8 protein-coding genes are annotated in these 12313 nt (G+C 65.2%); 4 read left to right on the top strand and 4 right to left on the bottom strand.

Annotated elements, in window-relative coordinates; translation table 11 throughout:
- Positions 1–10 precede the first annotated feature (10 nt).
- From OWC48_RS08020 to OWC48_RS08010, 3 genes are all read left to right on the top strand, one after another.
- The gene (locus tag OWC48_RS08020; protein WP_282519473.1) at positions 11–886 is read left to right on the top strand and encodes a DMT family transporter; all 876 of its coding nucleotides are present in this window, start codon (positions 11–13) and stop codon (positions 884–886) included.
- A 77-nt stretch (positions 887–963) separates the two neighbouring features.
- Positions 964–1875 carry a DMT family transporter gene (locus OWC48_RS08015; protein WP_282519472.1) on the top strand — a complete coding sequence of 304 codons (912 nt, stop codon included), beginning with the start codon at positions 964–966 and terminating at the stop codon, positions 1873–1875.
- A gap of 108 nt (positions 1876–1983) precedes the next feature.
- On the top strand, positions 1984–3219 hold the full coding sequence (locus tag OWC48_RS08010) for an ABC transporter substrate-binding protein (RefSeq protein WP_282519471.1): 1236 nt from the start codon (positions 1984–1986) through the stop codon (positions 3217–3219).
- A gap of 16 nt (positions 3220–3235) precedes the next feature.
- Here the strand turns inward: OWC48_RS08010 and OWC48_RS08005 are convergent, their stop codons facing one another.
- Both OWC48_RS08005 and OWC48_RS08000 read right to left on the bottom strand, forming a co-directional pair.
- Complete coding sequence (locus tag OWC48_RS08005) at positions 3236–4603, bottom strand: M23 family metallopeptidase (RefSeq protein WP_282519470.1); 1368 nt, start codon at positions 4601–4603, stop codon at positions 3236–3238.
- Between the two features lie 110 nt (positions 4604–4713).
- Positions 4714–5403, bottom strand: a complete 690-nt coding sequence (locus OWC48_RS08000) for a peroxiredoxin (RefSeq protein ID WP_282519469.1) — start codon at positions 5401–5403, stop codon at positions 4714–4716.
- A gap of 204 nt (positions 5404–5607) precedes the next feature.
- Here OWC48_RS08000 and OWC48_RS07995 point away from each other — a divergent pair, with 204 nt between their 5' ends.
- Entirely contained in the window at positions 5608–9408 is a 3801-nt protein-coding gene (locus OWC48_RS07995; protein WP_282519594.1) for a DUF3971 domain-containing protein, read from the top strand.
- Between the two features lie 194 nt (positions 9409–9602).
- Here the strand turns inward: OWC48_RS07995 and OWC48_RS07990 are convergent, their stop codons facing one another.
- Positions 9603–11294, bottom strand: coding sequence for a methyl-accepting chemotaxis protein (locus tag OWC48_RS07990; protein WP_282519468.1), 1692 nt, complete (start codon positions 11292–11294; stop codon positions 9603–9605).
- Between the two features lie 360 nt (positions 11295–11654).
- Positions 11655–12098, bottom strand: coding sequence for a DoxX family protein (locus OWC48_RS07985; RefSeq protein ID WP_282519467.1), 444 nt, complete (start codon positions 12096–12098; stop codon positions 11655–11657).
- Positions 12099–12313 lie beyond the last annotated feature (215 nt).

The raw sequence follows: 12313 nt of genomic DNA, 5'->3' as shown, positions 1-12313 counted from the left end.
ACGCATCAACATGGGGCAGCCTCGTTCGGAACGTGGTCTCGGCATTGCTCTCGTCATCGCTGCCGCAATTGCCTGGAGCACGGCGCCGTTCTTCACGCGCCTGTTGCCGTTCGATCCCTGGACCATCCTGTTCTGGCGCGGCCTGTTCGCGGGCAGCCTGATCAGCGTGATTCTCGTCGTGATGCAGGGCCGCGCTGCGCTGTGGCAATTGGTCGTGCCGGGGAGGGGCGGCCTGCTCGTCGCGTCCTTGTCCGCGCTCGGCATGGTCGCGTTCATTCCCGCGCTTCAGATGACCAAGGTCGTCAACGTGGCGGTGCTGATCGCAACCCAGCCCTTCGTTGCGGCTGCGCTGGCGTGGCTGTGGCTCGGCGAAGCCGCGACGTGGCGTACGCTGACCGCGAGCCTGATCGCCTTTGCCGGCGTGGTGATCACAGTCGGCGGCGTTCAGGCCGGCGCCGATCTTGGCGGCGTCGCGCTGAGCTGCCTGATGGTGCTTGCCATCGCCGCCATGACCGTCGTGGTCCGGCGTCACCGCGAGACCTCGATGGTGGCGGCGGCCGCGCTGTCGAACTTCATGGGAAGCCTCGTCAGCCTTCCCTTTGCCCACGACATCGCCCATGTCGGCGGCAATGGCCTTGCGATCCTCGCGATGTTCGGCTGCCTCCAGGTCGCGCTCGGCCTGACCTTCTACATGCTCGGCTCACGCTTGCTGCCTTCGGGACAGGCCTCATTGATCGCGACGCTGGAAACGCCGCTGATGCCGTTCTGGATCTGGGTCGCTTTTCGCGAGCTGCCCGCCGTGCATGCGCTCATTGGCGGGGCGCTGGTGATCGGGGCGGTTGTCGCCGATATTGCCGGTGACGCTCGCTCGCGGCGCCCCTCCTGAGCAACGTTATCGGAAATCGGGTGGCGGGCTTTCTCGCGCCGTCCTAGGCGGCAGGGTCGGCCGCCGAGGTGAAGCACATGTCCCCGAACGACAACAGGATCGATGCGCGAGACTGGTCGCTGCTCGCCGTGCTCTCGGTTCTCTGGGGCGGATCGTTCTTCTTCAACGGCGCGGCGCTGCGGGAATTGCCGCCGCTGACGCTGGTGCTCCTGCGCGTTGCGCTCGGCGCGGCCATGCTGCTGCCGCTGCTCCGTATGCAGGGCATCAGATTTCCCAGGGGGATGGTTGGCTGGAAGCCGTTCGTCGCGATCGGGCTGCTCAACAACGTCATCCCGTTCTCGCTGATCGTGCTCGGCCAGACCTTCATCCCGAGCGGACTGGCCTCGATCCTGAACGCGACCACGCCGCTGTTCACGGTGATGGTGATGGCGGCTGCGGGCGAGGAAGCCCTGCAGTTGCGCCGGGTGGCCGGCGTGGCGCTCGGCCTCGCCGGCGTCATCATCCTGCGGGGATGGGGCATCGAGACGCGGCCGGGGCAGGGGCTCGGTATCCTGCTCTGTCTGGCCGGCGCGTTCAGCTATGGCTTTGCGGCGCTGGCCGCGCGGCGGCTTCTGAAGGACACGCCTCCGCTGGGAACGGCGACGTTTCAGCTGATGGCGTCGACTGTGATGATGGCGATCGTTGCCGGCGCAATGGAGCAGCCATGGCGACTTTCGATGCCGGGCCTGACGACCTGGCTCGCGGTGCTTGGCCTTGCCGCTCTGTCGACGGCGCTCGCGTACATCGTCTTCTTTCAGATCCTGCGGCGCTCGGGCGCGACCAATGTGATGCTGGTGACGCTGCTCATTCCCGTCACCGCCATCCTGCTGGGATGGCTGGTGCTGGGTGAGCCGATCTCCGCGCGCGAGATCGCGGGCGCCATCGTCATCGGCAGTGCGCTGCTCGTGATCGACGGGCGTGTCCTGAGCCTGCTGCGGCGCGTCACGTAAGTTCCAGATTGCCGTTTCATCTCGCGGAAAATCGTGGTGCTTGCCAGCCGCGAGTCTGCTTGCGACACTCTCCGCAAAAGAAGACTACAAAACATAGGGGAGAGAACGATGCCGGGTCGTCGCGGAAACCTTGCTGCCCTCGCCATTCTTGCTGCCGGCGTGCTCGTCACGGCACCGGCCTTGGCGCAGAAGAAATACGATCCCGGCGCCACTGATACCGAAGTCAAGATCGGCAACATCATGCCCTATAGCGGGCCGGCGTCGTCCTATGGCGTGATCGGCAAGACCGAGGCCGCCTATTTCAGGATGATCAACGACCAGGGCGGGATCAACGGCCGCAAGATCAATTTCATCAGCTATGACGACGCCTATTCGCCGCCGAAGGCGATCGAGCAGGCGCGCAAGCTGGTCGAGAGCGACGAGGTGCTGCTGATCTTCCAGCCGCTCGGCACGCCCTCGAACTCGGCGATCATGAAATACATGAACGCCAAGAAGGTGCCGCAGCTGTTCGTCGCGTCCGGCGGCACCAAGTTCGGCGATCCCAAGAGTTTCCCGTGGACCATGGGTTTCCAGCCGAACTACCAGAGCGAGGGGCGGATCTACGCAAAATATATCCGCGATCATTTCCCCAACAGCAAGATCGCCGTGTTCTGGCAGAACGACGACGCCGGCAAGGACCAGTTCAAGGGGCTGAAGGACGGGCTCGGCGACAAGGCGAACATGATCATCGCCGACAAGTCCTATGAGGTCAGCGATCCCTCGATCGACTCGCAGATCGTTGCACTGCACGATTCCGGCGCGGACATCTTCTTCTCGTGGGCTGCGCCAAAGGGATCGGCGCAGGCAATCCGGAAGGTCGGCGAGCTCGGCTGGAAACCAAAGTTCTTCCTCGCCAACACCGCGACCTCGGTCGCCTCGGTGCTCAAGCCCGCCGGGCTCGACTATTCCAAGGACATCATCTCGACCGTCTATCTGAAGGATCCGACCGACCCGACCTGGGACAAGGACCCGGCGGTGGTGAAGTGGCGCGAATTCATGGACAAATATTATCCCGATGGCGACAAGGCCAACAGCAACAACATCTACGGCTATGTGCAGGCCGAGGCGATGGCGCAGGTGTTAAAGCAGTGCAGCGACAACCTCACGCGTGACAACGTGATGAAGCAGGCCGCCAGCCTGAAGGATTTTCACACCGACCTGATGCTGCCCGGGATCATGGTCAACACCTCCGCCGATGACTACTTTCCGATCGAGCAGATGCAGCTGATGCGCTTCAACGGACAGGCCTGGGAGCTGTTCGGCGACGTCATCACCGGCGAGGTCGGCCACGAGCGCAGTCAGTAGATCAGGCGTACCGGGCTTAGCCCGCGCTGAGCCGCACGCCGGCGCGCAAGAATTTCTGCGGATCGACCGCTTCGCCGTCGATGCGGGTTTCGTAATGGAGGTGCGGGCCGGTGGAACGGCCGGTCGACCCGACGAGCCCGATGACCTGCCCGAGCTTGACGATCTCACCGACCTTGACGTTGATCTCGGAGAGATGGCCGTAGCGGGTCGAGAGCCCGTTGCCGTGATCGACTTCGACCATGCGGCCGTAACCACCGGACCAGCCGGCTGAAACGACCCTGCCGTTGGCGGTGACGCGTGCGGGATCGCCGGTCGCGGCACGGAAGTCGAGGCCGGTGTGCATTGCGGGCCGGCCGAGGAAGGGATCGCTGCGCACGCCGAAGCCTGAGGTGAATTCGACCTCGCCGATGACGGGCTTGCGGTAGGGCACCAGCGCCAGCGTGCGATTGAGGCGGTCCATCTCGGCACGGGTGGTGTTGATGCGATTGAGCTGCTTCTCGAACGGCCCGGCATTGGCCGTCAGCTTGACGGGCACGAAAGGACCGCCCATCGCCGAGCGCGGCACGGCGGCTTCGAGGCTGGCGAGATTGAGGCCGAGGTCGCTGACGACGCCGCGCATCCGGCGCATGCGTGAATCCATACCTTCCTCGACGGCGCTGAGCGCCGCCATCTGGCGACGCTCGACCTGGTCAAGCGAGGTCGTGAGCCGGACCAGGACGTTGTCGAAACCCTGGTTCTTGGCGAATTGGCTGGTCGGCGGTGCAGCGACGGTCGGGGCGCGCGACTCAAGCCGCGCTTCGCGATCGGGCGGCGCCACGAAGATCACGGTGTCGCTGATCGGCGACGGCTTCGGCGTCCCCTGCGCAGCGCCCTGGCTCGAATCGCCGCGCTGCGGGGCCACGCGGGGCATTGATCCGGTCACGTCGGGCATGGCTCCGAGCGCCGTGGCCCGGGACTCCAGCGCCGTCTGGCGCTTCATGATCTGGTCGAGCTTCTGGTCGAACTGCTCCTGGTCGAGCAGCTGCCGGCTGGTGGTGCGGTCGACCTTGGCGCGGAGTTCGGCGATGCGGTCCTCGTAGGCGTACTGCATCTCGGCCTGGCGCGCGATCAGCCGGGTCAGGACGTCGTCGCGGAAGGCGAAATAGGTGGCGGTCGCGGCCGACCAGAGTCCGAGCAGCACGACGGTGCCGACCACGATCCAGAACACCACAGGTCCGAGGCGGACCTGCTTGCCGTGGTGCACGATGGTGTAGGCGTCGTCGGCGTCGGGAAGGGGGATCGCGACGGCTGCCGCCGCGGCGGCGGGGCGGCGATGGAAGGCCCGTCCGTGGTCGTGCGCGTGATGTTGGGGGTACTGCGAATATTGGGCAGAACTTTTCGACATCGGCACTCCCGCGCCGGTCGGATGAGTCCGTACGGCCTAATTGCCGCAGCAATCTGGGCCGGTCATGGTTAATTTTCCGGAAACGGAACCGCTCGAACTTAACGGATTGGTTAAAGGCTCCTTGCCGCTTCCAGCACCTCGTCGGCGTGGCCGTCGACGCGGACATTGCGCCAGACCCTAGCCACCTTGCCGTCGGCACCAAGCAGTACCGTGGTGCGAAGAACGCCGAGGAAGCTCTTGCCATACATGGACTTTTGGCCCCAGGCGCCGTACGCCTCCAGCATCTCGTGTTTCTCATCGGAGATGAGCGGCATGCCGAGGCCGTGCTTGTCGCGGAACTTCTCCTGGGCCCTTAACGGATCGGCGGAGATGCCGAGCAGGGCGGTGCCGGCGCCGCTGAAAGCGTCCGCCAGCCGTGTGAAATCGATTGCCTCCTTGGTGCAGCCGGGCGTGTCGGCGCGGGGGTAAAAGAACAGGACGAGCTTCCGACCGGCATAGTCGGCCAGCGAGACCACATCGCCGCCGTCGCGGGGCAGCCGGAAGGCGGGCGCCTTCTGGCCCTCGGTCAGGGCCGGCTTGGCATTCGCGGACGCGGAGGCCGATTTGGAGGAATTTAACTGTTTCGACGCGGCCTTATGTGATCCTGCTTTTGCTACTGTCCTGGTTGATTTGCCCGCCGGCGTCCGCTGTGTTTTCGCGGACTTTGTTTGAGTCGTTGCCCGCTTGGTCGGGGTCTGCTTTTTAGTCGTTGCTATGCCGGAGGGCGTTTTGGACGATTTCTTTCGGGATTTCTTGGACATACGCCTTCCTTTCGTCGCTTTCGGCGGGTCAACCAAAGCGGTATTGCAGCTCTCGTCCGGTGTGCCGGAATCGCGCCCTCGTCTGGGCAAGTCTGGCGACGCCGGGTTATGGTTACAAGGAATTCCACGCACCACCCCACTGCTCGTTGAACGCGCTCCCGGGGCGAAATGACGAACAGCAGGAATATTCGAGGTATGGCGGCAATGCCGGCACAGGGAGCTTCGCTTCCCGTGGACGGCTGCGGTCCCGGCGGCGCTCAATCCTACGATGGGCGCCTGTATCGAGAGGCAATGGCAAGGAATACGTCGCCCGAGGATTACAATCGGGATTTCGATCGGCGCGGCGGTCAACAGCAGCCGCAGGAGTGGGACGACGCCGACTGGGATCCGGATCAGGAAGCAGCGGCGGGCTATCGGGCGCGCCGGCTGTTGTCGCGTTCCAGTTCGGGCTTCCATCGTTTCGGTGACGGATTTGCGTCAATGCGCCGCTGGCTGGCGGCTGATCGCTGGCTGAAGCGGCTGGCCATCGTGGCCGGGGCCCTCGCCGTTATTTTCGTCGGCTGCTTCGGCGCGCTGTGGTGGCGGCTTGGTGCCGGTCCCATCAATCTCGACATCGCGACGCCGTGGCTCGCTGCCGCCATCGAGGACAATATCGGCCACGGCAATACGGTGGAGGTCGGCGGCACCCAGATCGAGCGGGCCGGGCGGATCCGCATCGCCGTGCGCATCCGCGACATCGTCGTCCGCGACCAAGATCACGTCATCGTCGCCACCGCGCCGAAGGCCGAAGTGAAGCTGTCGGGTGCGGGTCTCCTGATGGGGCACCTGCGCGCCGAGAGCCTCAATCTCGTGGACGCGGAGCTGGCGATCCGCATTTCGCCCGACGGCACCGTCACCGTGTCCGCCGGCGACACCGCAAAGCCGCTGGCAACCGGCGTCGCATCCAAGAAGGAAGCGGGCCTGCCGCCGACATTCCCGCGCAACGGTGTCCCGCCGCCGCCATTCGCCACCGGACCTGCAAGTCCGGACGCGTCGCAGGCCGCTCCCCAGGCCGCTGCCCCGAGCGGCATTCTTCAGGGCCTCGACTGGCTCGACAGTCTGAGCATGACCGGCCTCGACGGCCAGAACCTCAACGAGATCGGCCTGAAGAACGGCAATCTGATCGTCGACGATCAGCAGCGCGGCAGCAAATGGAGCTTTGAGAACATCACGCTCAGCCTGCGCCGGCCGAGCCGTGGCGGCGTCGCCCTCAGCCTCGGCGAGGAAGGCGCGCGCCCGTGGTCGCTGCGCGCCACGATCGGCCCTGCCGAGAATGGTGTGCGTTCGGTCGACATCCGCGCCGATAAGCTTTCCACCGCCAACATCCTGCTGGCGCTCCGGGTGAAGGACTTCACCTACACCGCCGATCTGCCGCTGACCGGCGAGCTCAAGGGCGAGCTCGGCCGCGACGGCGTGCCGACCTTCTTCCGCGGCAAGATCGCGGTCGGCGCGGGCAACATCATCGACACCGACACGCCAGATTATCCGATGGCGATCGACTCGGCCGAGATCAACGTCGAGTGGGATTCGAACCGGCGGGTGCTGGTTGCTCCGTTCAAGATTCTCTCGGGCGCGAACCGCCTGACGCTTCTGGCCCATCTCGAGCCGCCCAACGGCACCACCAACGACTGGCAGCTCGGCTTCAGCGGCGGCTCGATCCTGCTGGGCGGCATCGACAACGAGCCCCCGCTGGTCTTCAACCGCATCGCGATCGGCTTCCGCTTCGATACCGACCACAAGCGCATGCTGCTCACGCAAGCCGATATCAGCAATGGCGAGATCGGCGTCGCCGGCACCGGTGCCATCGACTATTCGGGCGAGCCGCGGCTGACGCTGGGCTTTGCGGGAACGCCGATGTCGGCCTCCGCGCTCAAGCGGATGTGGCCGACGCTTGTCGTTCCCGAGTTGCGCGAATGGGTGATCGAGCGGATCGAGCGCGGCACGCTCCAGCGCATCGAGATCGGCGTCAATTCGCCGACGAAGAACCTCCCGCGCAAGGGGCCGCCCATTCCCGACGACGGCCTGTCGGTCAACATCGTCGCGAGTGGCGTCGCGGTCCGCCCCGTGGATGGCATGCCGGTGGTGCACGATGCCGATCTGAAGGCGCGTGTGACCGGGCGCACCGCGACCGTGAATATCGGGCAGGGCATTGCCGATACGCCGGCGGGCCGCAAGGTCACGATCTCCGACTTCGTCTTCGAGGTGCCGGATATGGCGCCCAAACCGTCGCCGTCGCGGACCAGGTTCCGCGTCGATGGCCCGGTGCCTGCTGCCGCCGAAATGCTCGCCAATGATCGCCTGAGCGATCTGTCGTCGACCGTCGTCGATCCCAACACCAGCAAGGGGACGTTCACGGCCAACATCCAGCTCGGCCTGCCGGTCAAGGGCGAGCTGACCAAGGCCGACACCACCTACGCCGTCACCGCCGACCTCAACGGCTTTGCCGCCGACAAGCTGGTGATGAACCAGAAGCTCGAGGCCAACAACCTCAAGATATCAGCGAGCAACCAGGGCTATCAGGTCAAGGGCGACGTCAAGATCAACGGGCAGGCGGCTTCGCTGGACTACCGCAAGCCGGCCGAGGGCGATGCGGACGTCAAATTGCAGACCACGCTGGACGATGCCAGCCGCGCGCGCCTGGGATTCGATCTGAGCCCCGCCGTCAGCGGATCGCTGCCGATCAAGCTGTCGGGCAAGATCGCCGGAGGTCCCGACCAGACGACGAAGCTCGGCGTCGAGGCGGACCTGACCTCGGTCAAGCTCGACAACATCCTGCCCGGTTGGGTCAAGCTTTCGGGCAAATCGGCCAAGGCCAGCTTCAAGGTGGTGCCGACGGCGCAATCAACCCGTCTGGAGGACATCGTCGTCGAAGGCAGCGGCGCCTCGATCAAGGGCTCGCTTGAAGTCGATCCGAACGGCGACCTCATGAACGCGAATTTCCCGATCTACGCTCCGTCCGACGGCGACAAGGCCTCGTTGAAGGTGGAGCGTGGCCAGGACGGGGTCGTGCGCGGCACGATGCGCGGGGACGTGTTCGACGGCCGCGGTTTCCTGAAGTCGGCGATCTCAGGCAATTCCAAGGACGACGCCAAGAACAAGATGAAGAACGTCGATTTCGACATCGACGTGAAGCTCGGTGCCGTCGCGGGCTTCAACGGCGAGGCGATGCGCAGCGTCGATGCCAAGATGTCGCGGCGCAACGGCACCGTCAAAGCCCTCACGCTGAACGGCAAGATCGGCCGCGACACGCCGGTGGCAGCCGATTTGCGCGGCGGCCGCGCCCAGGGCAACCGCGAGGTGATCTACCTCCAGACCAACGATGCCGGCGCGTTGCTGCGCTTCACCGACACCTACACCAAGGCGATCGGCGGCCAGATGGTGGTGGCGATGGAGCCGCCGACGTCGGAGTCGAACACGACGCGCGAGGGCCTCATCAACGTCCGCGACTTCACGGTGAAGGGCGAGGCGCAGCTCGAACGCGTTGCCGCCGGCGCGCCCAACGGCACCGGAAATGGCGTCTCCTTCAGCGCGCTGCGCGCCGAGATCACGCGTCAGAATGGCGCCCTGACGATCCGCGATGGCGTCGTGAAGGGTCCGATGATCGGCGCCACCATCGAGGGCTCGATCGACTATCCCGGCAACCAGGTGTGCATGAGCGGGACCTTCGTGCCGATGTATGGCCTGAACAACATGTTCGGACAGATTCCGGTGCTCGGACTGTTCCTGGGCGGCGGCGACAAGGAAGGCCTGATCGGCGTGACCTACGAGGTCGTCGGCACGCCGGCCGCGCCCGTGATGCGCGTCAATCCGGTCTCGGCCATGGTGCCGGGCGTGTTCCGTAAGATCTTCGAGTTCAACACCGGCAAGCAGAACACGCCGTTCGAGGAATTCCCCTCGCAGTCCAACGACGGCTCGACCGGATCGACCCGTCAGCTGTCGAGCGGCTGCAGCCTCGCGCGGCGGTAGCGGAGAAGCTGCCTTCGTACGGATATTCGCAGACGGTCGTCATGCCCGGGCTTGTCCCGCCTGCGCGGCCGAAGCCGCTTCGGCGCGGCGAAGGCCCGGGCATCCACGTCTTTCGTGCAGAGCGGCTATAAAAACGTGGATGGCCGGGACAAGCCCGGCCATGACGACGTGCAGAGTTAGGTGTACCGGCAGCCTTACGCCGCGCGCACGCCTGCGAGGAATGTGCCGACTTCGCCGGAGAGCTGCTCGGCCTGCTTGGACAGGTTTGAGGCGGCCGCGAGCACCATGCCGGCGGCGTTGCCGGTCTCGTTCGCTGCGGTGCTGACGCCGCCGATATTGGTGGTGACTTCCTTGGTCGCTTCAGCGGTCTGCGAGACGCTGCGGGCGATCTCGGCGGTGGCGGCGCCTTGCTCCTCGATGGCCGCGCCGATCGAGGTGGCGATACGGCTGACTTCCTCGATGGTGGCGGTGATGCCGCCGATCGCGTCCACGGCCTCCTTGGTGGCGCCTTGGATCTGCGCGATCTTGTCGCCGATCTCGCGGGTGGCTTCCGCGGTCTGGCTGGCGAGCGACTTCACCTCGGAGGCGACGACGGCAAAGCCGCGGCCGGCTTCACCGGCGCGCGCGGCCTCGATGGTGGCGTTGAGCGCGAGCAGATTGGTCTGCGCCGCGATGCTGGAGATCAGCTCGGCGACGTGCTCGATCTGCTGCGCGCCGTCCGAGAGCGCGCGCACGATGGTGTCGGTGCGGCGTGCGCTGTCCACCGCGCGCCCGGTCACTTCGGCGGATTGCGCGACCTGGCGGCTGATCTCGGTGATGGAGGAGGAGAGCTCCTCGGCGGCAGCCGCGACCGTCTGGACGCGCTGGCTGGCTTCGGTGGCGGCGGTACCGACCACCGCGGCGCGGCGGTTGGTGCCTTCGGCCGTGGACGACATCGACTTGGCGGTGGTCTCGAGCTCGCCGGAGCCCGAGGCCATCAGGCCGACCAGCTGGCCCACGGACGCATCGAAGCGATCGGCGAGGGCGATCAGGGCGTCACGCTTCTCCTGCTCGCTGCGGCTCTTGGCGGCGACCTGCTCGGACTCCAGCGTGCGCGCCGTCAAAGCGGTCTGCCTGAGCACTTCGAGGGTCTCGGCCATGCGGCCGATCTCGTCACCGCGGCCGGTCTCCTCGACCGGCTTGTCGATGGCACCGTCGGCAATCTCCTGCATGCGGGTCTTCTGGCGGTCGAGCGCACCGAGCACGTCGCGCGCGATCAGCCACGATAACGTCGCCATCAGCAGCATCAGGCCGACACCGACCGCGGCAAGCTCGAGCGTCAGCGCGCGCACATCGGCGTCGATGTCGTCGACATAGAGGCCATAGCTGATCGTCGCGTTCCAGGGGGCGAACTTGCGCGCGAACACGGTCTTGCGCACCGCTTCGGTCTGGCCGGGGCGGGGATAGAGATAGGAGGCTACGCCGCCGCCATTCTGTTCGCCGGCCTTGAGGATCGCGTCGGCAATGAGGACGCCGTTGGCGTCGATCGCGCCGGTGATCTTGCCTTCGAGCTGCTGGTTGGCGCCGTTGACGAGGAGGGACGTGTCGGCGTTGTAGACGACCGGATAGCCCTGGTTGCCGTTGAAGGTCATGCGCCGTCCGCGCATGTGGAACTGGGCCTTGGCCTCGGCCTGCGTCAGCTTGCCGGCGGTGACGTCGTCCTGGACCGACTGGGCGAGATTATAGAGCATGTCGACCGCGGTCTTCATCTGCTGGACCCGGTCCTCCATCATGCGGCTCTTGCTGAGGAAGGCCGATACCGCGATGATGGCCGTGACTGTGAGAGCCGCAAGGCAGACCATGCTGGTAAGCTTGGTGCGGATCTTCAGATGGCTCAGCAGCCTCATCGCAGCCTCTACGAAATGGTTGTTATTGCTCGCATCGGTAGCATGAAGTTCTTACCAATCATGAATATAGGCATGAGGCCGCCGGCTGCGCGCGTGACCGTTCGCAGCCTGATGCGTAACCGTGCAGGCAAAGCGACATGCGTCGGCGCACGTCAGCGCGTATGCAGGAGAAGATCGATCCCGGACCTTGGTGGTCATCGAGCCCGGCGGGAGCGGCAATGAATCGATTCGTTCACCGCCTCATCATGTCCGCGCTGCTCGTCGCGGCCCTCGTCCTGATCTGGAACGTGCTTGGCTCGCGGTAGATGACACCGGCAAAGCTGCCGGTGTCATTCGTGACTTGCGCGTCAATTGCGCGCGTCAGCGTCGCGCGAATGCGCCGCCGGTCGAGGCGCGTTCGTTGCCCAGCGCCGCATCGACGCTGATCGGGCCGCCGCCGGCCGCCGAGAGATAGAGGCAGGCGAAGCAGAACAGGATGGCAAGCGTGCCGTTGTTGAGCAGCGGCAGGAACACCGGCGTCTCGCCCTTGAGCATATGTCCCATGAAGTAGGCGAAGGCCATTTCACCGGAGAGGATGAAAGCGGCGAGGCGGGTGAACAGGCCGAGGATCAACAGCGCGCCAAGCACCAGTTCAAGCGTCCCGGCCGCGCCGTAAAGCGACATCAGTTCGACTTTCGCGAACATCGGCAAAGGCGGAAACTTGAACAGCTTGGCTACGCCGAATTGAAACAGCAGCAGGCCGGTGATGAAGCGGAACAGGCTCAGGAGAACCGGTTCAAAGCGAGTGAGATAGGGAAAGTTCATTGGTTTGTGCCCTCCATCCAATGGGCGACTTGGACCGTATTCAGTTCGGCCTCGCAAGCCACCCGGGGTCAATTCCATGCTGACATTTTTGTCATGTGGACAAAATATCGCAGTTCGTCCCTTAACTCCGGTTGCGCCCAACTGTTTCGCACGCGGTGCCGCGTGTGTCGCCCGTAATTTCCCGGTGACGCGGAGGGATGCAGGTTACGTCGGGG

It is taken from the genome of Bradyrhizobium sp. Arg816, from assembly GCF_029989365.1.
Lineage (GTDB): Bacteria > Pseudomonadota > Alphaproteobacteria > Rhizobiales > Xanthobacteraceae > Bradyrhizobium.
The sequence above is the reverse complement of the archived record's forward strand: the minus strand, read 5'-3'. Positions and strand labels throughout refer to the sequence as shown.

Bases quoted from the DNA above. Each gene is read 5' to 3' on its own strand.
- OWC48_RS08020 (WP_282519473.1), top strand. From the start codon at position 11: ATGGGGCAGCCTCGTTCGGAACGTGGTCTCGGCATTGCTCTCGTCATC.
- OWC48_RS08015 (WP_282519472.1), top strand. From the start codon at position 964: ATGTCCCCGAACGACAACAGGATCGATGCGCGAGACTGGTCGCTGCTC.
- OWC48_RS08010 (WP_282519471.1), top strand. From the start codon at position 1,984: ATGCCGGGTCGTCGCGGAAACCTTGCTGCCCTCGCCATTCTTGCTGCC.
- OWC48_RS08005 (WP_282519470.1), bottom strand. From the start codon at position 4,603: ATGTCGAAAAGTTCTGCCCAATATTCGCAGTACCCCCAACATCACGCG.
- OWC48_RS08000 (WP_282519469.1), bottom strand. From the start codon at position 5,403: ATGTCCAAGAAATCCCGAAAGAAATCGTCCAAAACGCCCTCCGGCATA.
- OWC48_RS07995 (WP_282519594.1), top strand. From the start codon at position 5,608: ATGCCGGCACAGGGAGCTTCGCTTCCCGTGGACGGCTGCGGTCCCGGC.
- OWC48_RS07990 (WP_282519468.1), bottom strand. From the start codon at position 11,294: ATGAGGCTGCTGAGCCATCTGAAGATCCGCACCAAGCTTACCAGCATG.
- OWC48_RS07985 (WP_282519467.1), bottom strand. From the start codon at position 12,098: ATGAACTTTCCCTATCTCACTCGCTTTGAACCGGTTCTCCTGAGCCTG.